19 protein-coding genes are annotated in these 26,947 nt (G+C 45.8%); 10 read left to right on the forward strand and 9 right to left on the reverse strand.

Annotated elements, in window-relative coordinates:
* Window positions 1–12 precede the first annotated feature (12 nt).
* From spoT to recG, 3 genes are read left to right on the forward strand one after another with little or no spacing between them, the layout of a single operon-like run.
* Entirely contained in the window at window positions 13–2,166 is a 2,154-nt protein-coding gene (gene spoT, locus AAC855_RS12825) for a bifunctional GTP diphosphokinase/guanosine-3',5'-bis pyrophosphate 3'-pyrophosphohydrolase (RefSeq protein ID WP_340610079.1), read from the forward strand.
* 5 nt (window positions 2,167–2,171) lie between these two features.
* Window positions 2,172–2,879, forward strand: coding sequence for a tRNA (guanosine(18)-2'-O)-methyltransferase TrmH (gene trmH / locus AAC855_RS12830; RefSeq protein ID WP_340610080.1), 708 nt, complete (start codon window positions 2,172–2,174; stop codon window positions 2,877–2,879).
* A 54-nt stretch (window positions 2,880–2,933) separates the two neighbouring features.
* A complete protein-coding gene (recG, locus tag AAC855_RS12835) occupies window positions 2,934–5,015 on the forward strand; it encodes an ATP-dependent DNA helicase RecG (protein WP_340610081.1) in 2,082 nt (693 codons plus the stop codon).
* 86 nt (window positions 5,016–5,101) lie between these two features.
* On the opposite strand, the gene gltS is transcribed toward recG, so the two are convergent.
* Complete coding sequence (gene gltS, locus AAC855_RS12840; RefSeq protein ID WP_099120337.1) at window positions 5,102–6,313, reverse strand: sodium/glutamate symporter; 1,212 nt, start codon at window positions 6,311–6,313, stop codon at window positions 5,102–5,104.
* Between the two features lie 239 nt (window positions 6,314–6,552).
* Here gltS and AAC855_RS12845 point away from each other — a divergent pair, with 239 nt between their 5' ends.
* Window positions 6,553–7,938, forward strand: coding sequence for a nucleobase:cation symporter-2 family protein (locus AAC855_RS12845; RefSeq protein WP_340610083.1), 1,386 nt, complete (start codon window positions 6,553–6,555; stop codon window positions 7,936–7,938).
* A 216-nt stretch (window positions 7,939–8,154) separates the two neighbouring features.
* Window positions 8,155–9,930 (forward strand): AsmA family protein, encoded by a 1,776-nt coding sequence (locus AAC855_RS12850; RefSeq protein ID WP_340610085.1) that lies wholly within the window; start codon window positions 8,155–8,157, stop codon window positions 9,928–9,930.
* A gap of 55 nt (window positions 9,931–9,985) precedes the next feature.
* Here AAC855_RS12850 and fabY read toward each other — a convergent pair whose 3' ends face one another.
* The 4 genes from fabY to typA form a co-directional block, all read right to left on the reverse strand.
* Window positions 9,986–10,903 carry a fatty acid biosynthesis protein FabY gene (gene fabY, locus AAC855_RS12855; RefSeq protein WP_340610086.1) on the reverse strand — a complete coding sequence of 306 codons (918 nt, stop codon included), beginning with the start codon at window positions 10,901–10,903 and terminating at the stop codon, window positions 9,986–9,988.
* Between the two features lie 78 nt (window positions 10,904–10,981).
* Window positions 10,982–11,419 (reverse strand): D-aminoacyl-tRNA deacylase, encoded by a 438-nt coding sequence (dtd, locus tag AAC855_RS12860; protein ID WP_340610087.1) that lies wholly within the window; start codon window positions 11,417–11,419, stop codon window positions 10,982–10,984.
* 234 nt (window positions 11,420–11,653) lie between these two features.
* Complete coding sequence (gene yihX / locus AAC855_RS12865) at window positions 11,654–12,271, reverse strand: glucose-1-phosphatase (RefSeq protein ID WP_340610089.1); 618 nt, start codon at window positions 12,269–12,271, stop codon at window positions 11,654–11,656.
* A gap of 238 nt (window positions 12,272–12,509) precedes the next feature.
* Window positions 12,510–14,333 carry a ribosome-dependent GTPase TypA gene (typA, locus tag AAC855_RS12870; RefSeq protein WP_099109505.1) on the reverse strand — a complete coding sequence of 608 codons (1,824 nt, stop codon included), beginning with the start codon at window positions 14,331–14,333 and terminating at the stop codon, window positions 12,510–12,512.
* Window positions 14,334–14,899: 566 nt separating this feature from the next.
* Between typA and glnA the strand changes: the two genes are divergently transcribed.
* The 3 genes from glnA (at window position 14,900) to glnG (ending at window position 18,973) form a co-directional block, all read left to right on the forward strand.
* Window positions 14,900–16,309, forward strand: a complete 1,410-nt coding sequence (gene glnA / locus AAC855_RS12875) for a glutamate--ammonia ligase (RefSeq protein WP_340610090.1) — start codon at window positions 14,900–14,902, stop codon at window positions 16,307–16,309.
* Between the two features lie 175 nt (window positions 16,310–16,484).
* A complete protein-coding gene (gene glnL / locus AAC855_RS12880) occupies window positions 16,485–17,534 on the forward strand; it encodes a nitrogen regulation protein NR(II) (RefSeq protein ID WP_340610091.1) in 1,050 nt (349 codons plus the stop codon).
* A gap of 8 nt (window positions 17,535–17,542) precedes the next feature.
* Window positions 17,543–18,973: a nitrogen regulation protein NR(I) gene (glnG, locus tag AAC855_RS12885; RefSeq protein ID WP_340610093.1), complete on the forward strand. Its 1,431-nt coding sequence runs from the start codon at window positions 17,543–17,545 to the stop codon at window positions 18,971–18,973.
* Window positions 18,974–19,267: 294 nt separating this feature from the next.
* On the opposite strand, the gene hemN is transcribed toward glnG, so the two are convergent.
* Complete coding sequence (gene hemN / locus AAC855_RS12890) at window positions 19,268–20,641, reverse strand: oxygen-independent coproporphyrinogen III oxidase (protein ID WP_340610095.1); 1,374 nt, start codon at window positions 20,639–20,641, stop codon at window positions 19,268–19,270.
* A gap of 180 nt (window positions 20,642–20,821) precedes the next feature.
* On the reverse strand, window positions 20,822–21,337 hold the full coding sequence (gene yihI, locus AAC855_RS12895) for a Der GTPase-activating protein YihI (protein ID WP_340610096.1): 516 nt from the start codon (window positions 21,335–21,337) through the stop codon (window positions 20,822–20,824).
* 147 nt (window positions 21,338–21,484) lie between these two features.
* On the opposite strand from yihI, the gene AAC855_RS12900 reads away from it, so the two are divergent.
* Window positions 21,485–22,951, forward strand: a complete 1,467-nt coding sequence (locus AAC855_RS12900; RefSeq protein ID WP_340610097.1) for a glycosyltransferase family 39 protein — start codon at window positions 21,485–21,487, stop codon at window positions 22,949–22,951.
* Between the two features lie 96 nt (window positions 22,952–23,047).
* Here AAC855_RS12900 and AAC855_RS12905 read toward each other — a convergent pair whose 3' ends face one another.
* A complete protein-coding gene (locus tag AAC855_RS12905; protein ID WP_340610098.1) occupies window positions 23,048–24,382 on the reverse strand; it encodes an NCS2 family permease in 1,335 nt (444 codons plus the stop codon).
* Window positions 24,383–24,545: 163 nt separating this feature from the next.
* Window positions 24,546–25,097 carry a TetR/AcrR family transcriptional regulator gene (locus tag AAC855_RS12910; protein WP_340610099.1) on the reverse strand — a complete coding sequence of 184 codons (552 nt, stop codon included), beginning with the start codon at window positions 25,095–25,097 and terminating at the stop codon, window positions 24,546–24,548.
* Window positions 25,098–25,202: 105 nt separating this feature from the next.
* On the opposite strand from AAC855_RS12910, the gene AAC855_RS12915 reads away from it, so the two are divergent.
* A complete protein-coding gene (locus tag AAC855_RS12915; RefSeq protein WP_340610100.1) occupies window positions 25,203–26,696 on the forward strand; it encodes an MFS transporter in 1,494 nt (497 codons plus the stop codon).
* Window positions 26,697–26,947: the final 251 nt, after the last annotated feature.

Consider the following 26,947-nt stretch of genomic DNA (forward strand, 5'->3'; position numbering starts at 1 on the left):
GGTAGGTCTGCCTTGTACCTGTTTGAAAGCCTGAATCAGCTTGTTCTTAAATATTTGCCTGAAGATCAGATTGGTCTGTTGAAGCAGGCTTATATCGTAGCTAGGGATGCCCATGAAGGGCAGACCCGCTCCAGTGGTGAGCCATATATTACTCATCCGGTCGCTGTTGCCTGTATTCTTGCTGAAATGCGCCTTGATCATGAAACACTGATGGCCGCACTTCTGCATGATGTCATTGAAGATACACCAACGACATTTCAGGATATCGAGCAACTATTCGGGACAGCTGTCGCCGGATTAGTGGAGGGTGTCTCTAAGCTGGACAAACTGAACTTCCGTGATAAAAAAGAAGCTCAGGCAGAAAACTTTCGCAAAATGGTCATGGCAATGGTACAGGATATCCGTGTCATTCTGATCAAACTGGCAGACCGTACACATAACATGCGAACCCTTGGTTCCTTACGCCCTGATAAACGGCGGCGCATCGCCAGGGAAACGCTGGAAATTTACAGTCCGTTAGCCCATCGATTGGGTATCCATCACCTGAAAACAGAACTGGAAGAGCTGGGTTTTGAAGCTCTGTATCCGAACCGTTACCGGGTGATTAAAGAGGTCGTTAAAGCTGCTCGCGGCAACCGTAAGGAGATGATCCAGAAAATTCTGTCAGAAATTGAGGGCAGATTAACGGATGCCGGTATCAAATGTACCGTCAATGGGCGGGAAAAACACCTCTATTCTATCTATCGTAAGATGCACCTGAAAGAACAGCGTTTTCATTCCATCATGGATATTTACGCGTTCCGTGTCATCGTCGATAACCTTGATACCTGTTACCGTGTTCTGGGCCAAATGCACAGCCTGTATAAACCCCGTCCCGGTAAGGTAAAAGATTATATTGCCATTCCCAAAGCCAATGGTTATCAGTCCCTGCATACTTCTCTTATCGGTCCACACGGAGTCCCGGTTGAAGTGCAAATCCGTACTGAAGATATGGATCAAATGGCTGAAATGGGGGTGGCTGCACACTGGGCTTATAAAGAACAGGGTGAATCAGGTACGACTGCTCAGGTTCGTGCTCAACGCTGGATGCAAAGCCTGTTAGAGCTTCAGCAAAGTGCGGGTAGCTCTTTCGAATTCATTGAAAGCGTCAAATCTGATCTATTTCCTGATGAAATCTACGTTTTTACGCCTGAAGGGCGCATTGTCGAATTGCCGGCAGGAGCAACACCTGTCGATTTTGCCTATGCCGTTCATACCGATATTGGTCACGCCTGTGTCGGAGCTCGTGTTGATCGTCAGCCTTATCCGCTGTCTCAAACCCTCAGCAGTGGGCAAACCGTCGAAATCATTACCGCACCAAGTGCCCGTCCTAATGCCGCATGGCTGAATTTTGTCGTCAGCTCTAAAGCACGCGCTAAGATCCGCCAGCTATTGAAAAACCTTAAGCGGGATGATTCAGTCAGTTTAGGGCGGCGTCTGCTTAATCATGCCCTCGGCAACGGCCTGAAAGTCGCCGATATCCCAGAAGAAAACATTGCCAGAGAACTGGCGAGAATGAAACTGACTTCACTGGATGATCTGCTGGCAGAAATCGGTTTAGGTAATGCAATGAGTGTCGTTGTTGCTCATAATCTATTGGGCGAGACGGAAAAAATGCCAAATAGTCATAGTGGCAATAATAACAATGGCAACAATAATAGTAACAACAATAGTAATAATAGCCGTAAACTGCCTATCAAAGGCGCGGATGGTATCCTGATTACCTTTGCCAAATGTTGTCGTCCTATCCCGGGTGACCCGATTATTTCCCATATCAGTCCGGGCAAAGGTTTGGTTATCCATCACGAATCCTGCCGTAATATCCGTGGCTACCAGAAAGAACCGGAAAAATTCATGCCTGTTGAGTGGGATAAAGATGTCAACAGCGATTTTATTGCCGAAATTAAAGTTGATATGTTTAATCATCAGGGGGCACTGGCAAATCTGACAGCCGCCATTAATGATGCAAACTCCAATATCCAAAGCATGAATACCGAAGAAAAAGATGGCCGCGTTTATTGTGCTTTCATTAGGTTGACTGCCAAAGATCGTATCCAGCTGGCAAATATCATGCGCAAGATACGTGTCATGCCGGATGTACTACGAGTCAGCCGTAACCGAAATTAGAGGTTATGAATCCTAAACGTTATGCACGTATTTGCCAGATGATGGCAATGCGTCAGCCTGACCTGACGATTTGTTTAGAAGAAGTACATAAACCCCATAATGTATCTGCAGTGATTCGTACTGCGGATGCTGTGGGTATTCACCAAATCCACGCCGTCTGGCCTACCCAACAATTACGAACTCAACTCTCTTCCGCTGCGGGCAGTAACAGCTGGGTTCAGGTAAAAACTCATTCATCCGTTGAGCAGGCTATCAGCCAGTTTAAAACTGCCGGAATGCAGGTATTAGCGACCAATCTTTCTGATAAAGCCGTCGATTTCCGTCAGATTGATTACACTAAACCTACCTGCATCATTATGGGGCAGGAAAAGAAAGGCATTTCCAAACAAGCTATTGCTCTGGCAGATTATGACATTGTCATTCCGATGGCAGGCATGGTTCAGTCGCTGAATGTCTCCGTTGCTTCTGCGCTGATACTGTATGAAGCACAGCGGCAACGCCAGCTTGCCGGCATGTATCAGCGAGAAGAAAGTACGCTATCTGAGGAAGATCAACAAAAATTGCTATTTGAAGGGGGATATCCCGTTTTAGCAGCGGTTTCACACCGTAAAGGGCTGGAACAACCTTTCATTGATAAGCAAGGGCAAATCATAGCAAGTGAATCTTGGTGGGCAGCAATGCAGGCAACGACAACACCATCAGCAGGGAAATAAATCACACTGACGGAAAACCGGATTGATGGAGAACTGGATTAATGGAGAATAGAGATGAAAGGCCGATTACTTGATGCCATCCCGTTAACAACTTTACGTGGTGTTGGAGCCAGTCAGGTAGGTAAGCTCGCCAAACTGGGATTGGTCAATCTACAGGATCTATTACTGCATTTGCCTCTCCGTTATGAGGATCAAACCCGGCTATACCCTATCAATGAAGTGTTGCCCGGTATTTATGCGACGGTGACAGGCGAAATTTTACGTACCAATGTCGTTTTTGGGCGGCGACGTATGATGACCTGCCAAATCAGTGACGGCACTGGCGTATTGACCCTGCGCTTTTTCAATTTCACTGCCGCCATGAAGAACAGTCTGGCAGAAGGTAAACATATCATCGCTTATGGTGAAATACGCCGGGGCTCTCAGGGTGCTGAAATGATTCACCCGGAATACAAAATCCAGCAACACGCCGAGCGTATCCATTTGCAGGAAACCTTAACCCCTGTCTACCCTACGACAGAGGGAGTACGTCAAACTACGCTGCGTAAATTAATCGAACAGGCTTTGGAGCTGCTGGATACCTGCGCCGTTAATGAGTTATTACCTGAGCAGTTCAGCCGGAAGATTATCAGCCTCTCAGATGCCCTGCATACGTTACACAGCCCACCACCTGACATTTCCTTGGCTGATTTGGAAAGTGGCAGACATCCGGCTCAACGCCGCCTGATTCTGGAAGAATTATTGGCTCATCATTTAAGTATGCTGGCGGTCAGAGCAGGTGCGCAACGCTTTCAGGCCCAGCCACTCACTGCGGATAATTCATTAAAACAGCGGTTACTGGCTCTGCTCCCTTTTTCACCGACTCGTGCACAAGATCGCGTGGTGGCGGAAATAGAGCATGATCTGGAAAAAGATGTTCCGATGATGAGGCTGATTCAGGGCGATGTCGGATCCGGAAAAACACTGGTTGCGGCACTGGCGGCAGTCCGTGCCATCGTTCATGGTAAACAAGTTGCATTGATGGCCCCCACCGAACTACTGGCTGAGCAACATGCCAACACTTTTCGCCAGTGGCTGGAACCTCTCGGCATTCAGGTAGGATGGCTGGCTGGAAAACAAAAGGGCAAAGCCCGGCAGGCACAACAGGAAGCTATTGCCAGCGGGCAGGTCAGTATGGTCGTCGGGACACATGCTATGTTTCAGGAACAGGTTAAATTTTCCGGGCTGGCATTGGTAATTATTGATGAACAGCATCGCTTCGGTGTTCATCAGCGTCTGGCACTGTGGGAAAAAGGGCATGAACAGGGCTTTCATCCTCATCAATTAATCATGACTGCCACACCAATTCCACGGACACTGGCAATGACCGCTTATGCCGATTTGGACACATCCGTTATTGATGAACTTCCTCCCGGGAGGACACCGGTAACAACTGTCGCCATTCCCGATACCCGTCGGAATGAAATTATCCAGCGAGTTAAAAATGCCTGCTTAGATGAAGGGCGTCAGGCTTATTGGGTGTGTACTCTGATTGAAGACTCTGAAGTTCTGGAAGCACAGGCGGCTCAGGTTACCAGTGAAGAGCTTGCTCTAGCGTTACCTGAATTGAAAATCGGTTTAGTTCATGGACGGATGAAGCCAACAGAAAAGCAAACCATCATGGAGGCTTTTAAGCGTGGTGAACTACAATTATTGGTTGCCACAACAGTGATTGAAGTTGGTGTTGATGTTCCCAATGCCAGCCTGATGATCATCGATAACCCGGAGCGATTGGGGCTTGCTCAGTTACACCAGCTTCGCGGTCGCGTCGGGCGCGGTGCCATTGCCTCACATTGTGTTCTGCTTTATAAAACGCCGCTGACCAATACCGCCAGGATCCGTTTGCAGGTTCTGCGGGACAGTAATGATGGTTTCGTTATTGCCCAAAAAGATTTAGAGATCCGCGGGCCGGGTGAACTTCTTGGTACACGTCAAACCGGTAATGTCGAATTCAAAATTGCCGATTTATTACGAGACCAGAGTATGCTCCCTGAAGTTCAGCGTATTGCCCACTATATCCACCAGCATTACCCGGAAAACGCGAAGGCCCTGATAGAGCGCTGGCTTTCTGACCGCTCTCAGTATAGCCATGCCTGAGTGATAAGATTTAACAAAAATAACTAAAAAAATGCCGCTGAAATCTTCCAGCGGCATACCTAACAAGAACAAAAAGCGAAGTTAAATTAACCTGTGACAGATGGGAATATAGGTAGCATCAGGTAAATTTTGATAATTGCTGCGTTAACGATATCAATAAAGAAGGCACCTACCATCGGTACGAGCAAGAATGCCACATGTGAAGGCCCGAAACGGTCAGTAATTGCCTGCATATTTGCGATAGCTGTAGGTGTCGCACCCAGCCCGAAACCACAGTGGCCAGCTGACAGTACCGCTGCATCATAATTCTTACCCATGACTCTGTAAGTCACGAATATCGCGTACAATGCCATCACTACCGCCTGTACAGCGAGGATCACCAGCATCGGCAGGGCAAGGGAAGCCAGTTGCCACAATTTGAGACTCATCAATGCCATTGCAAGGAAGAGTGACAAACTGACGTTACCCAATACCGATACAGCACGATCAAATACCCGGTAAAAACCAAGCAGAGATAAGCCATTGCTCAGTATCACCCCGGTAAACAGAACACAGACAAACGTTGGCAAAAAGAGAGTATCTTCCAACACTTTCTCAAGGTAGTTACCGACCAATAAACAAATAGAGATTAATGCGATGGTTTCCAGCATGACCAATGGCGTGATCAGACGGCCGGTATAAGGTTTTTCAAATGCAGATGGAACTTCAGCATCATCATTCTCCAGACCCGGTGTTTTGTCGTTTCTCACCAGCAAGCGAGCAACAGGCCCACCAATCAGGCCTCCGAGAATCAAACCAAATGTCGCACAAGCCATTGCCACTTCAGTCGCATTCTCAAAACCGTAGCGTTCAGTAAATACCTTACCCCATGCTGCACCCGTGCCGTGCCCTCCCGAAAGAGTCACAGATCCTGCCAATAGCCCCATCAATGGGTCAAGGCCGAGCATTTTCGCCAGCGCAATACCGACTGTGTTTTGTACCAACAGCAAGCCGACAACGGCAACAACAAAGATTAAGAGAAGTTTTCCGCCTGCTCTCAGGCTGGCGAGGTTAGCATTCAGGCCAACGGTGGCGAAAAATGCCAACATAAGGGGGTCTTTGAGGGATAGGTCAAAGCTGACTTCCCAGCCCGTAGACTGTTTAACTGCCAGCAGAACAAAAGCAACCAGTAAGCCACCTGCGACTGGCTCTGGAATTGTATACTTTTCAAGAAATGAAATTGACTGTACGAGCTTTCTTCCCAGTAGCAAAACAAGTGTGGCCGCAACGAGCGTGCCATAAATATCCAGATGATACATTTATGTACCCCATCTAATTGTTAAAATTATGTTAATTTAATGCGACGTTATAATCATCCTATAAAAACGCCAAGAGCAGGTAAGGATTGGATTAGAAAAAAAATTCCTAATAAACACAAGTTAAAACATTTAAAAATGTGACGAAATAAGGTTATAAGCCATAGACAAAATTTCACGCAAACGATTGCTTTTATAATTTAGATCAATAAAATGTGTTTTTTTCATTCGAAATTACACTCATGGCCACCTCAACCCGCGAAAATTCAGCACTGGAAACTCTCAAAAAATCAGACAGCGAATTGATTTACCGTCTGGAAGATAAACCTCATCTTCCGCATGCTGTCTTTGCCGCCTTTCAGCATCTACTGGCAATGTTTGTTGCGGTTATCACACCGGCTATGTTGATCTGTCAGGCGCTTGGGCTTCCGGCAGAAGATACCCAACGCATCATCAGTATGTCCCTGTTTGCCTCCGGTCTGGCATCACTGATCCAAATCCGCTCTTGGGGACCTGTTGGTTCTGGTTTACTTTCCATTCAGGGTACCAGCTTTAATTTTGTCACTCCTCTCATCATGGGAGGCTTGTCCCTGAAAAATGGCGGAGCTGATGTGCCGACCATGATGGCTGCCCTGTTTGGCACGTTGATGCTTGCAGCAACGACAGAGATATTGCTTTCCCGTGTACTTCATCTGGCTAAAATGCTCATCACCCCTTTGGTTTCCGGCATTGTTGTGATGATTATTGGCCTGTCACTGATTCAGGTCGGGCTGACTTCTATCGGTGGTGGCTATTCTGCTATTCAGCAAGGTACATTCGGCGCTCCTGAAAATCTTTTTCTGGCAGGAATTGTTCTTGCCATTATCGTACTGCTGAACCGTCAGCGTAATCCCTATCTGCGGGTTGCTTCTCTGGTTATTGCCATGGCAGTAGGGTATCTGGCCGCTTGGTACATGGACATGCTACCCCACTCAGCCACAACAGAAGACAAACCAGTTATTACTGTGCCTGCCCCGCTGTATTACGGGCTTTCTGTTGACTGGCATTTACTCATTCCATTAATCCTGATTTTTATGGTGACATCACTGGAAACGATTGGGGATATTACGGCAACTTCAGATGTTTCTGAGCAGCCTGTCTGCGGCCCGCTATATATGAAGCGTATTAAGGGCGGTGTACTGGCAAATGGCGTCAATTCGATGATTTCTGCCGTATTTAATACATTCCCGAATTCCTGTTTTGGTCAGAATAATGGCGTCATCCAATTAACGGGTGTTGCCAGCCGTTATGTTGGCTACCTTATTGCTTCTATGCTGATCCTGATGGGGCTATTTCCGGCAGTCGCCGGTTTTGTGCAGCATATTCCAGAGCCGGTATTAGGTGGTGCCACGATTGTCATGTTCGGTACGATTGCCGCATCCGGTGTCAGAATTGTTTCCCGGGAACCATTAAATCGCCGTGCCATTATGATCATTGCATTATCACTGGCCATGGGGCTTGGCGTTGCACAACAACCCCTCATTTTACAGTTTGCCCCTGAGTGGATAAGAAATCTGTTTTCTTCCGGTATTGCCGCTGGTGGCCTGACCGCAATTCTGCTTAATCTGATTTTTCCTCAGGAAAAGTAACTTATCGCGTTTCGATCTAAGATTTTTACCTTAGTTTTCACATTGATAGTTATATTATCCCGCGCTAATCGCGGGATTTTTTTTATATTTTGCGTAATCTTTCGCAATATTCTGCCCTAAATGGGAGAATTAAAGGTTTTTCAGCATTGTCTATTGAGTGATGCTCTTTTTTACGGCATAAAAGGATCTTTTTCAGGAAGATGATATTGGGGTGAGATGATGAAGTGGTTAGGGAAAGGCTTTGCTGTTCTGTTGTTATTACTGATTCTGGCAATTATTGCTGTTTATTTTGTTGCTCAGACACATTGGGGAGCAAAGAAAATAAGCAGATGGATTAATAAACAAGGCCATTATCAGATCAATATTGAAAATATCCATCATAGTTGGCTCCAGCCTATGACCTTAATCCTCAATAATGTGAGTCTACATGATAAACAGAGCTCTTTCTCACTCAATGCCAATAGCGTAGATCTGGATTTTAAATGGCAGGCTCCGACAAAATTAACAAATCTGCGTAAGCTGACCTTACAAGATGGGCAACTGATACTTTCAGGTTCCGAGTTTACTCCCGCCTTGAAAGCCGATGTTTTGCAACTGAATAAGATGGATGTTCAGCTAACAACCTCCGGTTCACAGATTCAGGGCAAAAATATTGTCGGCGGTATTACTCCTTGGTCGCCTGACCAAAATACGCCTTTTGGCTCAGGGCAATACCAGTTCAGTGCCAATAACATCAACATAAATGGCCTGTCATTTGATAAGGTCGTCATGCAGGGTCGCTATCAGAATAACAATCTGGTTATCAATTCCTTTGGTGCTGAATTCCTACAGGGTCTGGTCTCTGGGAATGGGCAACAATTAGCTGATGGCAGCTGGAACTTAGATAATATTCTGATCAATGACATACGCTGGCAGTCCCCAATGACGCTGGCTGCCCTGACAGAAAAAACCCGTCATTTGCCCGCGATCCACATTAAAGATCTCAATCTCACTAACGCCAAATTACAGGGAAAAGACTGGTCTGCTGATTATCTTAATACCAGCATCAAAGGTCTGGGATTGGTTAACGGGCAATGGCAGGCAGAGGATGGCCTGATTGACTTTAACGCCATGAATATGACCTTCAACGAAGCTCAGTTCAAAGATATATTAGGCCAGTTCAGTTTTTCCGGTGATATTTTTACCATCGCTAACCTGACGACCCATTATCAGAAAGGCTTATTCAATATTAAAGCGCAGTGGGATCGTCAAAATCGTCAGTTAACTCTCAACGATAGCTCTGTCACCGGTCTGATTTATTCCTTACCTACGGAATGGCGCAACTCTATTAAAAATCCGGCACCTGAATGGATTTCAGCACTGAAGTTAAACAATATCAGTATCAACAATACGCTTCTGATTGATACCAACCCTGATTTTCCATTTCAGCTCACTACATTATCGGGATATGTCGATAATCTGGATATCCTGAAAAATGGTCACTGGGGCTTATGGAATGGGAAAGCCTCAGTGCAGGCCATGAGTGGTACATTCAATAAAGTTGAGGTGGCGCGTCCTTACCTGCAATTACACGCCGCAGATGACAAGGTGATTATTGATAAAATGAACACTTTTTCAGGTGACGGTATACTCCAGTTTAACGGCTTCCTTGAGCAGCTTACTACCCAAAAACCCTTCCAGCTCAGTGTAAAAGGAATGAGTGTGAATTTGGGAATTTTGCCACAATGGGGCTGGATACCACTCAATCTGCATGGCGAGGGCAATTTCTCACTGGCTATCACCGGAAATCTTTCTGCCGATAATATGAAAAGCACAATCAATGGCACATTGACGGCTGAAGATAAGGCTGCCAATAAAGAGTCACAATCCATTAAGCAAGGCGTGATTTCTACTGATAACTGCCCAGCCGGGCAGTCTAACGCAGAACAATCTGGTGAGGCTGGGCAACCGAATGGAGATCAAAACAAAACCTGTGCAACTGTCGTATTGTAGCCATTCCGTATTTGACAGAAGAGCCACATATTTCAGCAATTCAGGTTGTCATAGCTTATGCTGCCGCTGCCCGCTCAGCGGGTAAGACAATATAAGTACCGGTGAATATACTTCCGAGTCCCTGTTCACCGCTTACATGAACTTCCAGTTTTACGCGTGCTTTATTACCACGGGCAAGGCGGGCTAAATCACCGCTCATATTGTTGAGGTCAGCAACAGCACTAGGACGGCCAACGATAGGTTTTTGGTAACGAATATTTGCATCCACCAGAATGATCTCTCCTCCTAGTTGACGTTCCTGCAATAACAGCCAAATCAGACCCCATGCGGTTAATGTCGATTGAGAAAATAGACTGCCCGCAAAAATAGTATGATGAGGGTTTTGGTTTCCCGCTTCCGGCATAGTGGTAATAAAACGCTGCCCCGTATATTGAGTAATACGGACACCCATTTTTTCACTCAGGGGGATATGTTTGTACCATGCCTGCTGCAATTGAGCACACCAGTCCGGACGATGCAGAATATCATCAAGACTCATAATGGGTTTAATCATCAAAAAATGATTAATAGGAGACGAGTTAGCACCGTTAATAATCCCGCGGTTTTGAAACCCCAGCTTATTAAAGAAATCCACCGCATCCTCACGTGCACTGCAAACTATCCGCTTCACACCTTCCTGCCGGGCAACAGACTCCAATGCCATTGCAACCAAAGTGCCCAGCCCTTTTTGCTGTTCATTCGGGTCAACAGCCAGAAAACGGATAGCACCTTCACTGTCCGCATTGATATATAAACGTCCGACAGCGACTGGCCTGCCCTTCTCATCAACCACCATTTGATGATGAGCCATTGAATCATAAGCATCTTTTTCTGAGCCGACAGGCTGATGAAGTGGTTTACGCAGCATCTCCCAACGGAATTGGTAATAAGTTTCCAGCTCTTGTTCGGTTTGAGGTACTCTGAGGTGATACATAGAAACAGCCCCTTCTTTGCGTGTTGTCGTGTGTAGTCGGGGGGCATGCGCTTTTAACATTTATTTTTAATCAGAAAGTCATACTTGTAACCAGAAAGTCACTGGCCCGTCATTTGTCAGACTCACTTTCATGTCCGCAGCAAATTGCCCCATTTCTGTTTTTACACCAGTTGCACGGCACTGTTCAACAAAATAGCAATAAAGTTCATCTGCTTTTTTGGGTTCAGCACCTCGAGAAAAGCTTGGTCTTAAACCTTTTTGGGTGTCCGCAGCCAGAGTGAATTGAGAGATAACCAATAGGCTACCATTGGCTTGTTGGACGTTCAGATTCATTTTCCCATTTTCATCACTGAATACGCGATAACCCATTACCTTTTCACACAGACGCTGTACTTTTTGCTGGTCATCTTCTTTTTCAACTCCCAGAAAAACGAGCAGGCCCTGCTCAATTTCACCGATAGTCTGACTCTCAACAACCACTTTTGCCTGTGTTACGCGTTGAATTAATGCAATCATTTTTCTTATTTATGATCCGTATCGATAGATTAACCTGTAAGGGTGGAGCCTCGCTTGCCAAGATGCCACCCTATTTAGAACTTGTTGAATGTTATACCCTTCGTCTTTCAAGTTGCCTCTTTGTTGGCTACGCTCGCTCACCCCAGTCACATAGTTATCTATGCTCTTGGGGATTCCCTCCCTTGCCGCCGCGATGCAACTCGAAATCCATTGGGTATACATGAAGATCAGAGATTATGTTACAGTGAGGGGTGAAAAGTTGTGTGTCTTAAAATAATCAGGGATAGTATCCCTGCCGCTTACATGAATGGCATTAAGACCGACTCTTTTGGCTGCTTCAATATTTTCCTGTACATCATCAAAAAAAACCGCCTGCTCAGCAGCTACGCCTTCTTTTTCCAGTAAATATTTAAAGATGTCCTGATTCGGTTTACGTATCCCTAGATCCTGAGACAAATATAAGTGATCTGCTGATGTAGTGATTTCAGGGTATTGTTGCGGCCAATACTGAAAATGCAGGTGATTTGTGTTGGATAACACAACAACCCGATGCCCCTGCTCACGCAGTTTATTCATCAACTCAATAACTTCCTGCCTGACACCAACGAAAATCGCATTCCAGCCCTCAGAAAACTGCTCAAAGCTAAGAGAAACCTCCATCTCATCACATAACATTTCAGCAAATTCTGCATCTGTAATTTGACCACATTCGTGCTTTTCAAATGTCTCGCCCAGAGAAAACTTAGGAGCCAGAATTGCAAGTGGTGTCCCGCTCAGGTTACTCCAAACAGCCAGTACCCTTCTAAAATCAATATCAATAATCACGTTACCCATATCGAAAATATACAGCATACTCCCTCCTGACTGAGGTATATCGTTTTGTATTTTTATCATAATGTCATTAAGAAAAAAGGTGAAGAGACAAAAAATAGACAAATTACACTGATTATCAAACCACACAAGAATCAAGCTTAGTTGAAAAATAAGAAACTGAATGAGGTGCGATACTGGCAGGTTATTGAGAGAAGAGTTCGGATTAAGCGGGTCATGAAACTCAGGGTGCCGAAGCACCCTAAGCTGTCAGGAGAAATTAAGCGTCTTTGCTACGGCTTGCGCGGCGACGATCATTCTCAGTCAGATGGCGTTTACGCAGACGAATTGACTCAGGAGTCACTTCTACCAGTTCGTCATCATCAATAAACTCCAGTGCCTGCTCCAGTGTTTTCTTGATATGCGGAGACAAGGTTGTCGCTTCATCAGTACCTGAAGCACGAACGTTGGTCAGCTTTTTACCTGTCAGACAGTTTACTGTCAGGTCATTGGAGCGGGAGTGAATACCGATGATCTGGCCTTCATACACTTCTGTACCGTGGCCAAGGAACAGCTTACCGCGCTCCTGCAAACCATACAGAGCATAAGCAACAGCTTTACCCTGACCGTTGGAAATCAGTACACCATTCTGGCGACGGCCAATTTCACCCGGACGGATGTCATCATAGTGGCTGAATGTTGCATACAGCAGACCAGTACCGGAAGTCATCGTCATGAATTCAGTACGGAAGCCGATCAGACCACGGCTTGGGATAACATAATCCAGACGTACGCGACCTTTGCCATCTGGCAGCATATCACGCATCTCGCCTTTACGTTCACCCAGCGCCTGCATCACATCACCCTGATGCTGCTCTTCGATATCCAGAGTGACCTGCTCAAAAGGTTCCTGCTTACGACCATCAATTTCACGGAAAATAACTTTCGGACGAGAAACGCCCAGCTCGAAGCCTTCACGACGCATGTTCTCAATCAGAACGGAAAGGTGTAATTCACCACGACCGGAAACACGGAAAGCATCTGGATCTTCCGTTTCTTCAACGCGCAGAGCCACGTTATGAACCAGTTCTTTTCTCAGACGATCAAGGATCTGACGGGATGTGACGTATTTACCTTCACGACCACAGAAAGGTGAAGTGTTAACACAGAAGTACATGCTAACGGTAGGCTCATCAACTGCCAGCGCTGGCAGAGCTTCAACCGCATTCACTTCACACAGCGTATCAGAGATGTTCAGATCGCCCAGACCGGTAATCGCGATGATGTCGCCCGCTTCAACCTTATCTGACTCGATACGATCCAGACCCAAATGACTGAAGACTTTACCCACTTTACCGTTACGAGTTTTACCTTCGCTATCGATCAGCGTGATGTTCTGGTTTGGTTTTACCGTTCCGCGCTTAATACGGCCGATACCGATAACACCCACGTAGTTGTTGTAGTCCAGCTGGGAAATCTGCATCTGGAACGGGCCATCAAGATCAACTTTAGGTGGCTCAACATGATCAACGATTGCCTGATACAGCGGAGTCATATCTTCTGCCATTTCAGTGTGCTCGTTGCCTGCGATACCCATCAATGCAGAAGCATAAACGATAGGGAAATCCAGCTGCTCATCAGTTGCACCCAGGTTTACGAACAGGTCAAATACCTGATCGACAACCCAGTCAGGACGTGCGCCCGGACGGTCAACTTTGTTGATAACAACGATTGGCTTCAAACCATGAGCGAAGGCTTTCTGGGTTACGAAGCGAGTCTGTGGCATCGGGCCATCCATCGCGTCCACCAGCAGTAAAACACTGTCGACCATTGACATTACACGCTCTACTTCGCCACCGAAGTCGGCGTGGCCCGGGGTATCCACGATATTGATACGGTAGTCATTCCATTTAATGGCAGTATTTTTTGCAAGGATGGTGATACCACGTTCTTTTTCCAGATCATTGGAATCCATCACACGCTCAGCTGTTGCAGCACGTTCACCAAATGTACCGGATTGCTGTAAGAGTTTATCAACCAGCGTTGTTTTGCCATGGTCAACGTGAGCGATAATGGCAATGTTTCTTAAATTATTAATTGACAAGTATTTTTACCGTTTTAGCTATTTGAAGAAATATTAAATGGGTACAGCATGCAGGGTGCGATGCTACCCTCATTCAACACAAATATGGTGCTATTTTACACGTTATAACCACAGAGTGAAATAAATGTGAGACGCATCACTTTTGAAGTTTATCTGTTTTTTTGCATATAAACACGACATAACCTGAAATAGCATTAATAACCATCATGATAACAATCGTGATAACAATCACAATTATAGTAATTTACCTGTATTTTATAACGGTTCCGGCAATTCACCATAACAGTGCATCACGCTATCCAATCGCACCAATTTAGTGCAAAGTTCCTCAGGAATTCCTCGGTATTTCTCTCAATTCCTTATAATTTTTCCCTAGTTATGTATGGATACATCAGGGCTAAAGTTTTTTAAAAAACTGGCACGCTTTTCGCATTGGTATTTCACAATAGAATTTATTATTGAAAATTGCCACGAATTGTCTGTATACAAAGACTGCATCTGCTGCTTAAGATAAAGGCGGCGTTTCTGACAACGCAGACGGCTGACGTAAACCAGGAGAACTTAGTATGTCCGTTGAACATGTTTTATCCATGATTGAAGAACATCAGGTGAAGTTTATTGACTTACGTTTTACTGACACTAAAGGTAAAGAACAGCACATCACTATTCCTGCCCACCAGATTGATGAAGACTTCTTCGAAGATGGTAAAATGTTTGACGGTTCATCTATCAAGGGCTGGAAAGGTATCAATGAGTCTGACATGGTGTTAATGCCTGACCCTTCTACAGCGATGCTTGACCCTTTCTTTGATGATGCCACACTGATTATTCGTTGCGATATTCTGGAACCCGGTACCATGCAGGGTTATGGTCGTGATCCCCGCTCCATTGCAAAACGTGCAGAAGATTTCCTGCGTTCCAGCGATATTGCTGACACTGTTCTGTTCGGGCCAGAGCCTGAATTCTTCCTGTTTGATGATGTTCGTTTCGGCAGTTCTATTTCAGGTTCTTATTACCACATTGATGATACCGAAGCGGCCTGGAACAGCGGAACCAGCTACGAAGGTGGTAACAAAGGCCACCGTCCCGGTATCAAAGGCGGCTATTTCCCGGTTCCCCCTGTAGATTCTTCTCAGGATCTGCGTTCAGCAATGTGTCTGACGATGGAAGAAATGGGGCTGGTTGTGGAAGCGCATCACCATGAAGTTGCAACCGCAGGCCAGAACGAAGTTGCAACCCGCTTCAACACCATGACCAAAAAAGCGGATGAAACCCAGATTTACAAATATGTCGTACATAATGTCGCCCATGCTTTTGGTAAGACCGCCACATTTATGCCGAAACCACTGGTAGGGGATAACGGCTCAGGCATGCATTGTCATATGTCACTGTCCAAAGGCGGTGTTAACCTGTTCGCAGGAGACAAATATGGTGGTTTGTCCGAAATGGCACTTTATTATATCGGCGGCATTATCAAACATGCCCGTGCCCTGAATGCCTTTACCAATCCGACAACCAACTCATACAAACGTCTGGTGCCCGGTTTTGAAGCGCCAGTGATGCTGGCCTATTCCGCCCGTAACCGCTCAGCTTCTATCCGTATTCCGGTTGTTGCCAGCAGTAAAGCCCGTCGGATTGAAGTCCGCTTCCCTGACCCGGCTGCAAACCCTTATCTGGCATTCTCAGCTCTGCTGATGGCAGGTCTTGATGGGATCATCAACAAAATACATCCGGGTGATTCAATGGATAAAAACCTGTATGACCTGCCAGCCGAAGAAGCACAAGAGATCCCAACCGTGGCCTCTTCTTTGGAAGAAGCACTGGCGGCTCTGGATGCAGACCGCGAATTCCTGACTCGCGGTGGTGTTTTCACTGATGATGCAATTGATGCTTATATCGGTGTGCTGAATAGTGAAATTGAACGCGTCCGCATGACTCCGCACCCTCTGGAGTTTGAACTGTATTACAGCGTGTAATGCCTAAAAGCGTTACTACCGTTCTTTATTAGTTTTGTTGCCGTGAAACTTTTGGCCCATTTTCGGATGGGTCCTTTTCCTTCTGACCTTTCCCTCCGATATCACGGATATCAAAGAGGGGTACTCCATTTATGATTAAATAAGATACAATGCACCAAAAAAGTGCAAAGGTTGAATGGCAATGGCTGATTTTCCCAAAGCAGAGCAAATTCTTGATTCATTAATAAATAATGTATTAGTGCTGGATAACGATTTGATTATCCACTATGCCAATCATTCCGCCATGCAACTTCTGGCGCAAAGTACACGTAAATTATTCGGCACTCCGCTTCCGGTTTTATTCAGCTATATCTCGCTGGATACGGAATTTATGCGATCCAGCCTGATACGCGGGCATGGTTTCACAGATAATGAAGTGATATTGGTGATCAATAATCACTCGCATGTTATGTCGCTCAGTGCCCAGCCAATTTCCGAACAGTTTATTCTGTTGGAACTCGCGTCTATGGATAGTCAGCGACGTTTAAGCCAAGAGCAGATTCAACAGGCACAGCAGATAGCTGCACGGGAATTGGTTCGGGGGCTGGCACATGAAATTAAAAATCCGCTGGGAGGCTTACGGGGAGCGGCTCAATTGCTGGCAAAAGCATTGCCGGAGCCCTCTCTGCGGGAATATACACAAGTCATTATTGAACAGGCTGACAGGCTTCGTACCCTTGTCGATCGGTTATTAGGGCCTCAGCATCCGGGGGCGCAGATTAGCCAGAGTATCCACCATGTTGTCGAACGGGTTTCTCAGCTGGTATCACTGGAAATGCCCGGTAATATTACTCTGGTCAAAGATTACGACCCCAGCTTGCCAGAGCTGTCTCACTACCCTGATCAGATTGAGCAGGTTTTATTAAACATCACCCGCAATGCGCTACGGGCATTGGGTGATCAAAAAGGTACTATTACTTTACGTACCCGGACAGCCTTCCAGATTACCTTACACGGTGAACGTTACCGTTTGGCAGCCCGGATTGACATTGAAGATAATGGGCCGGGCATTCCTCCGAATATTCAGGATATGTTATTTTATCCAATGGTGAGTGGGCATGAAGGCGGAACCGGGCTTGGGTTATCGATTGCCCGCAATCTCATTGATCAGCACACTGGAAAAATCGAATTTACTAGCTGGCCAGGACATACGGAATTTTCCATTTACCTGCCTATCAAGAAATAGGGGATATCATGCAACGAGGAAAAATCTGGATCGTTGATGACGACAGTTCTATCCGCTGGGTGCTTGAGCGGGCGTTGAGTGGCGCGGGTATGGATTGTGTCAGTTTTGAAAATGCAGATTCTGTCTTAGCGGCGTTATCACAGAGCAGCCCTGAAGTTTTGCTGTCAGATATCCGCATGCCGGGGCTGGATGGGTTAAGTTTACTCAATCAAATCAGGCAGAATCACCCACAGCTTCCGGTCATCATTATGACTGCCCACTCTGATCTGGATGCAGCCGTCAGTGCCTATCAGTACGGAGCATTCGATTATCTGCCAAAGCCGTTTGATATTGATGAAACGGTCGCACTGGTTGAACGGGCATTAAGCCATTATCGTGAACAACAACAAACTTCCCGCAGCCCGAAAATAGCCTCTTCGGTTTCTGAAATAATCGGAGAAGCTCCTGCCATGCAGGAGGTATACCGGATTATCGGGCGTCTTTCCCGCTCATCCATCAGCGTGTTAATCAATGGTGAATCAGGCACAGGAAAAGAACTGGTGGCTCATGCCTTGCATCGCCATAGCCCAAGAGCCTCCGCGCCTTTTATTGCTCTGAATATGGCGGCAATCCCAAAAGATTTAATTGAATCAGAGTTATTCGGCCATGAAAAAGGGGCTTTCACCGGCGCTAATCAGGTTCGTCAAGGTCGCTTCGAACAGGCCAATGGCGGCTCATTGTTTCTGGACGAAATCGGCGATATGCCACTGGATATCCAGACGCGCCTGTTACGGGTTCTGGCAGAAGGGCAGTTTTATCGGGTTGGTGGCTATGCACCGGTAAAAGTTGATGTCCGCATTATTGCTGCGACTCATCAGAACCTTGAACAACGGGTCGAAGAAGGTAAATTCAGGGAAGACCTTTATCATCGCCTGAATGTGATTCGCTTGCAGCTACCCCCATTGCGGGATCGCGTGGAAGATATTCCTCGCATCGCACAACATTTCCTACAACAAACCGCCAAAGAGCTGGGAATTGAGGCTAAAGAACTGCATCCCGATACGGAAAAAACCCTGATGAACCTATCATGGTCCGGGAATGTCCGTCAGTTGGAAAATGTCTGCCGCTGGCTGACAGTGATGGCTGTCAGTAAAGAAATTCTGGTACAGGATCTACCGACTGATTTAATTGAAGGCCAACCCGTTGAGCAAACAGATAATGTCTCTGCTTCCGGTTTTTCATCATCAGAGGAATGGTCACAACAATTAGCGACATGGGCAGAGAATGCCTTACAAGCTGGCAAGACGGATCTTCTTTCTGACGCTTTACCATTATTGGAGCGAACCTTACTTCACTGCGCATTAACGCATACTAACGGACATAAGCAGGAAGCAGCCCGTTTACTTGGCTGGGGCAGAAATACAATCACGCGGAAATTGAAGGAATTGGGGTTGGAGTGATATATCAGCTATCTATTGCTGAGTAGATATTCAGAAAAGTCAGTAAACTGGGTTAATATCGCTTCATCATTTGTTACTAATATTATTCCTTCGTATTTGGCTTGAGCCACTAGCATAAGATCCGGTGCTTTACTATCGGTAATTCATAATAGCTAAGAGAATGCGCTATTGTTACCATCAATGGCAGAAAACCCACCTCATTCTGTGCCACATCAGTGATAGTTACTGGCTCAAAAGAATAATCACTCCTGCCCAACCTCCTCTTTATCGCTATTTCCTGAATACTCAACAAATTCATATCACCCGTGAAAACTGCCGCTGGCGCATTTGATTACGCAGATAATGATCAAAACACATGCAAATATTGCGGATTAGCAAACGCCCTTTTGCTGATACCCGAATCTGCTTTTCACTCACTTCAACCAGCCCATCTTTCACCAACGGAGCCAATAATTGCAAATCTTCGGCGAAATAATCCGTGAAACTCACGCCATAAGCGTGTTCAATATCAGCAAAATTTAACCGGAAGTTACAAATCAACGCCTTGATCACATCACGACGGATGCAATCATCCTGCGTCAGCGCTAAGCCCCGCCATAACGCATGCCCCTGCGCGTTTACCTCAGCATAGTAGGTTTTGAGATCTTTTTGGTTCTGTACATAGCAGTCGCCCAACATGCTGATAGCCGAAACACCTATGCCCAATAAATCACACTCACCTTGTGTGGTGTACCCCTGAAAATTGCGATGTAATACGCCTTCTCTTTGGGCAACCGCTAATTCATCATCAGGGCGAGCGAAATGATCCATACCAATAAACTGATAGCCGTTGCCTGTCAAAGTCGCAATAGTTTGCTGCAAAATATCCAGTTTCTGTGCCGCACTCGGTAAATCACTCTCTTTAATTTTGCGTTGTGCCGCAAACAGGTTCGGCATGTGAGCATAATTGAACACACTCAGACGATCCGGCGATAACGCCAATACGCGCTGCAATGTGAAAGCAAAACTTTCCGGTGTCTGTTTTGGCAGACCATAAATCAAATCAATACTGGTCGAGGTAAAACCCGTCTCGCGAGCGCGATTGACCAGCTCGAAGATAAAATCCTCGTCCTGTTCACGATTGACCAGACTCTGCACTTCCTTATTGAAATCCTGCACCCCCATACTCAGGCGGTTAAAACCCTCATGGCGCAAGTGATCAATGACATCCAACTCAATTTCACGCGGATCAATTTCAATGGAAATTTCAGCATCGGGCAGAAAACAGAAGTGACTACGCAACATCGACATTAATCGGCTAATTTGCGTCTTATCGAGATACGTTGGTGTTCCTCCGCCCCAGTGCATCTGACTGACTTGCCGATGAGTAAATAATTTTGCCCTTGTTGTGATCTCTTGTTCCAGAACAGCCAGATAATCATCTGCTTTATGTTTCTGCCGTGTGACCAGCTTATTGCAGCCGCAGAAATAACAAAGCTTGTGGCAAAACGGAATATGAATATAAAGGGAAAGAGGACGCTCAGGGTAACGCGCTGCGGCCTGTATGAACGCCGCATTATCATACTGCTGGTTAAACTCCAGCGCGGTTGGGTATGACGTATAACGAGGCCCTGAATAATTATATTTTTGGATCAAAGGCAGATCCCAGACAATGGCTTGCTCTGACATGCTTATCTCTTCCGCTATTCTGGCCTATCAAATGGGCCGCTATAGTCTACCCAATAAGCACAGCAAATACCATATTAAACATGTGGGTATATACTGTTCATCATTGGGTATACCGCCTTTGATAGTCACGATAATTTATGCATGAGCGGCTAGCCATTCAGAACCGCTCACCTTCAGGCATTATTTACCTTTCAGCAACTGCATAATGTCGTCTTGTTTTTCTTCTTCGCTGTCGTCCTCTTCCAGATCAATACCCAGCTCTTCCATCAGAACATCAATGCGGTCGAGCATCTTATCGACATAAACATTATCTTCTTCGGAAAGATTTTCGCCCTGTTCAAGACGTGCCAGCAAATCATCCAGACGCTCATCATTTTCCAGCATTTCCAGCTCTTCCCGCGCTGACAAACGAGGTTTTTCAAGCTCTTTAGGCTGTTTTACAACTGGCTTAGCAACTGTTTTTTCACCCACAATCAACGGAACCGCGACTTTACTGCCGATACGCGGATCCCTCTCTTGCTTAGTACCAGACTGTTTTTTCTGGTTACTTTCCTGATGGCGATTACCGGATGGATTACCGCGATGTTTTTTCTGGCGCTTACGCTCACGCCCTTCTGCATTTAATTCTTCACGGCTTTTTCTTTTGTGCTTACCCGTAGAGGCTCTTGCCGGGGATTTTTTCTTTAACTGATTCATAGCGTGTGACTCAACTCGTGTTATCAAGATATTTTCGGCGGAATCTAACAGAATCCACATATAACATCCAATGTCATTCACTTATTCTTTCAAGTTCAGCTACTATTTTGAGTTACCTTAACTCAAATAATATAAGCCTTAGCAACTATGCGTTTCTTTGATATTTCTTATAGAACTTCATTGTATCTTTGGTGTATTGGTTATGCTGTCTTATGGATATTAGTAAGTTATTACCTTGATCCGACTGTTCCCTATGATGCCGTAGAAGCCCTGAACTGGGGCGTAAACGGTGAATGGGGTTCACCGAAAAACCCGTGGCTGGTGGGTGCGGTGATGTTACCCGCTATTCATATCAGCCATATTTCTCTCAGTTTTTATTGGTATTTCATCCACTTTGCTGCCATTGCTATAGGGATGATGGGTGTCTGGCAACTGGCTTTCCGCTTAACAGGCAGAATTGAACTGGCATGGCTGGCTATGCTGTCTCTCAATCTGTCTGGCATCATCAATTTCGATATCATTCCGTATAATGACAATTATCTGTTGGTAATGTTGTGGTCGTGGTCACTATTGTTCTTCCTGAAAGCCATCGATGACCATCCCAAATGGTGGCTGGCGTTCGCGCTAGCAACAGGGCTGGCAACAATGAGTAAGTACTCTTCACTTTCAATTGTTGGCTCAGTCTTTTTACTTTCCCTGTTTGTTCCCAAAGTACGACGCCATTATCGGGAGCCGCTGTTTTATCTGGCGCTTGCGCTATGGCTGATGTTGATATTGCCCAATATCTGGTGGCTGGCAAATAACGATTTTTCTGCATTCAAATGGGTAGACTCGCAAATCAAACACGGGTTTAATCTGCACACCACACGCTCTCTGTTTTCCGTCTTCTATCCTCTCATTATCGTCAGTGCCATTATTTATCTCTTAGGCGGGAAAATTGGCTGGCCAAAACAGCAACCGAATCAACTGGCCAATATTGTCATTCTTCTGCCTCTGCTGATTATTTATGGCTGGTTCTCCTTCAATGAGGGTGGGCGCATGACCGAATGGCTCCAGCCTTTCATGGCAGTCGCTCCAGCGCTGCTGGCCGGCTCGATAACCGTGCTCCCCCGTAAACCCTTAACGGGAACATTGCGGGGATTAGCCGTTTTTGCCGTCTTGGTTCTCATCGGCTATGCCAGTGTTATGCTGGCAAATATCCGTGGTGCGGGAGAAAAATTTGCCGGGATAAAAACCTTTTCCAGCCAGCTGGATCAACGCTGGAATAAATTGTATGCAACACCATTGCATTATGTTGGAGGTGAATACCTGCATCAATGGCTGACGTTCTACAGCCACTATCGCCCCCAAACCATACAACCGTGGGAAACCGGCAACGGTGCGCCGCCCAATATTTATAATCGCCATATTAAAGAGAGTGATATTGTCAAATATGGTGCATTGCTGGTAGGAACAAACGGAAAAAACTGTTCACAGGAGCATTTCCAGTCCACGTTGGCTACATGGCCTGAATTAACGCTCAGTCATAAGGAAGATTTCACTTTTCAGGCGCAGCCAGATGCGGAATCAAAAGTAATTTGCATCGGTTTTATTGCACCAGAAAGTCGCCATTAATCCTCTTTTAGAAAAATATTCCGTATAATTTCCATAAAAAAAGCCTGATGCATCAGGCTTTTTTTATATTACTCAGTTTAGCCGACATTATTATTATCAGGCATCGACAAATACCATTTTCAGTACAAACAACAACGTAACGACAATAACGCACGGGCCTATCTCGCGCCATTTGCCTGTTCCCAGTTTCATCACACAATAAGCCATAAAGCCCAATGCAATACCTTCAGTAATTGAGAAGCTGAATGGCATCATCACAGCGGTGATAAATGCCGGAACGGATTCCGTCAGATCATCCCATTTCACCCGTGTCAGGCTGGATGTCATCAAAACGCCGACATAAACCAGCGCACCCGCTGTTGCATAAGCCGGAACCATGCTCGCCAATGGAGAGATAAACATCACCAACAGGAATAAAATACCAACGACGACAGCGGTTAATCCAGTACGGCCACCAACAGAAACACCAGAAGAACTTTCTACAAACGCCGTTACCGAAGAAGTGCCGATGTAAGAACCTGCCACTGAGCTGATGCTGTCAACATACAGCGCCTGCTTCATCTGCGGGAATTTGCCGTTACTGTCAGCAAGGCCTGCTTTATCGGTCACACCAATCAACGTACCGGATGAATCAAACAGGTTCACCAACATAAAAGAAAAAATAATCCCGACTAATGCGATATCCAACGCACCTTTCACATCTACATGCCCGACAACAGTCATAACACTGGGTGGAAAATCAAAAATACCCTGATATTCCACATACCCCAGCATAAACCCGATCCCCGTTGTTATTACGATGGACAGCAATACTGCGGCGTGGAAATTACGTGCGGCTAAAATAGCAATGATAAAAAAGCCCAGCGCGCCCAACAGGACGTTATGAGCAGTAAAGTTACCAATAGAAACGATCGTATCTGGATTCGGTACAATAATGCCGGCATTTTTCAGCCCCATCATGGCAATAAAAAGCCCGATACCGCTGGTAATACCGACCCGCAGCCCCACGGGGATATTCGCTATCATCCAGTAACGAATGCGGAAAATTGTCAGGATCAGCAGCCCCACAGCCCCCCAGAAGATTGCCCCCATCGCAACCTGCCACGAAACCCCCATGGCACCAACAACAACGAAGGCAAAAAATGCATTCAGGCCCATAGCCGGTGCAACCGCAACGGGTAAATTAGCCACTATTCCCATCATAATGCTGCCAAGTGCAGCAATTAAGCAGGTTGTGACAAATACGGCTTTAATATCCATTCCGGCAACAGACAGAATTTGTGGGTTTACAAAGACGATATAGACCATCGTCAGAAAGGTCGTCAGCCCCGCAATCATCTCGGTGCGAACTGTTGTGCCATGCTCTTCCAGTTTAAACACGCGCTGAAGTAAGCCCTGACTATTTGCAGAGCCTGAATTGAGTGTACTCATTAATGTTTTATTCCTAAACAGATGAAGTTTTCGATTCATCCTACAGGAAATCAAAATAAATCGTTATCCTAAAAGATCAAAAAAGAAAACGATTGCTATGAGTACAATCAATAAGTTATATCACAAAGTGATTATTAACGAACTGCACTAATGGACGCTGTTTTTATTCACTATTTTCAGACGGTGCCATCGCCAGAATATCGCTGAAAATATCCGCCCATTCATCCTTGCCAATATTCATCAAGCCGAAGAAGCGTAAAATAAATACACCTTCTGTCGCCAAAAAAGCTAAGCGAGCCCGACGACCTTCTGCTGTGGTTGTATCCAAATTAGCAATGCGCTCACGATACCATCCACGGGTTGATTCCAAATGTTCCGGTGTTTGCAATAACGATGCCATCAATCCTGCCGCTTTCGCCGATGACACTTCGTCGGAACATTGACTTGCTTCAATGTGCGCACGTATTGCCGTCAGTGGATCGGGCGCTTCGCCGGCTATTTTGTGGAATTGCTCTTCGTAGCTCAGTCCCCAGCGTTCAAACATTGCCTCAATAAGTGCATCTTTCGTGTTAAAACTGTATTGAACCCCGCCCTTAGTGATCCCGACGGCTTTTGCTACCGCATCAATGGTAAGAGCCGCTGCCCCCTGTGTGGTGACAATTTGTTCTGCTGCATCCAACAGAATGTTCCGGTCAATTGTTTTACGTCGTCCCATGATTACTCTCTTTTAATTCAATACGTATGTATTTATAATGTACGTAATTTGTACCGTCAAGGGTTGGCGATACAGGATCTCTAAACCACATTGATGAGTTCTTATATGAAATCAAATACTCGCTGGCTTGTGCTGGCTGTTATTTCCAGTGCACTTTTTCTGATTGTCATCGACATGACAGTCCTCTATACCGCTTTACCACGTTTAACATACGATTTACGAGCATCTTCCACTGAGAAGTTATGGATCATGAATGCTTATTCATTAACCATTGCTGGCCTGCTTCCCGGGACAGGTGCTCTAAGTGATCGCTTTGGTGCCAAGAAATTGTTTACTGCCGGATTAGCCGTGTTCGGCATTGCCTCAATGATGGCAGCATTTTCTCCGAATACCAGTATGTTGATCAGTGCACGAGTGACACTTGCCATCGGTGCCGCAATGATGATGCCAGCCACACTCGCAATCATCCGTCAGGTTTTCGAAGAACCCGGAGAACGCGCTCTTGCCATCGGTATCTGGTCAGCTGTTGCTGCGGGAGGCGCGGCACTTGGCCCCGTCATAGGTGGAATACTGCTGGAATATTTCTGGTGGGGTTCCGTTTTCCTGATCAACGTCCCTATCGTCGTTATTGCGTTAATATTCGCCCTATTCACTATGACTAAAAGCCAAAGTAACCCACAACGCACATTCGACCTACTGGCCTCCATCCAAATTATGATCGGGCTGATTGGCATGACTTTTGCTATCAAAGAAATCAGCAAACAAGCCCCATCAATGGGAACAGCCATTATCGCCAGCGCAATCGGCATTATATTCACGATGATGTTCGTTTCTCGACAACGTCGTTCATCTGCACCGATCATAGACTTTAATGCATTAAGATCCTATGGTTTTGCTACCGGTGTCGCGACCGCTTTTGTTAGCACCGCCGCCCTTATGGGAATTGAATTAATAATCAGTCAGCGACTGCAACTTGTTGCTGGCTTATCACCTTTACAGGCAGGGTTATTTATTTTACCTATCCCATTAGCTTCTTTCGTTGCCGGGCCATTAGCGGGTCTCGCTATACCCAAATTGGGTTCGGGCCGAATTATGTGGCTTTCTCTTTTTCTGGCGGGATTAGGCACTTTTGGCTATCTCATCGGTTTCCGATCTGGAATGTTGGTACAAATCACGACATTTTCCATGATTGGATTCGGTATCGGTGCTGCGATGACAGCCGCTTCTACATCCATCATGTTCAGCGCCCCCGATCACAGCGCAGGCACAGCAGCCTCAATTGAAGAAATCGCCTATGAACTAGGAGGCCTGATTGGAGTTGCTGTACTCGGTAGCCTGTTGGTGGCAATTTATACAACAGCATTTATCCTGCCAGCCGATATCGCTGTATCAGAATCAGTCAGTAGTGCATTACAGAATAGTATTGATGAAGCGATTATCGTCGCAGAAGGGCTAAAGGGTGATATGGCATTATCACTACTTCAGGCAGCAAAACTGGCCTTTGATAGCGCATTTCTGTCCGTTTTAACTATAGCAGGTGCCTTGCTGTTGTTAAGCGCTACCATAATTGCGTTGTTTACCCCGAAAAAACACAGCTAACTTACCTTAAAAAGTGGCGTAAGCAATCATTCCTGAGAGCGCCACTTTCAAATTATTCCGAATTATCAAATAGAACCGTCACGCCCAAAAAATTCATTAAATTAACTTCAATATAAATAACAGTTATTATCACAAAATGAAACTTGACCATACCAGAAATTTATGGGCATTATGCAGATATTGGTTTCAATGCCTATTCAGGAATATCACTCACGACGATAAAACGGATTAAGATAAAAATAACCTCGGTC

The organism is Xenorhabdus bharatensis, assembly GCF_037996705.1.
In the GTDB taxonomy this organism is placed as follows: domain Bacteria; phylum Pseudomonadota; class Gammaproteobacteria; order Enterobacterales; family Enterobacteriaceae; genus Xenorhabdus; species Xenorhabdus bharatensis.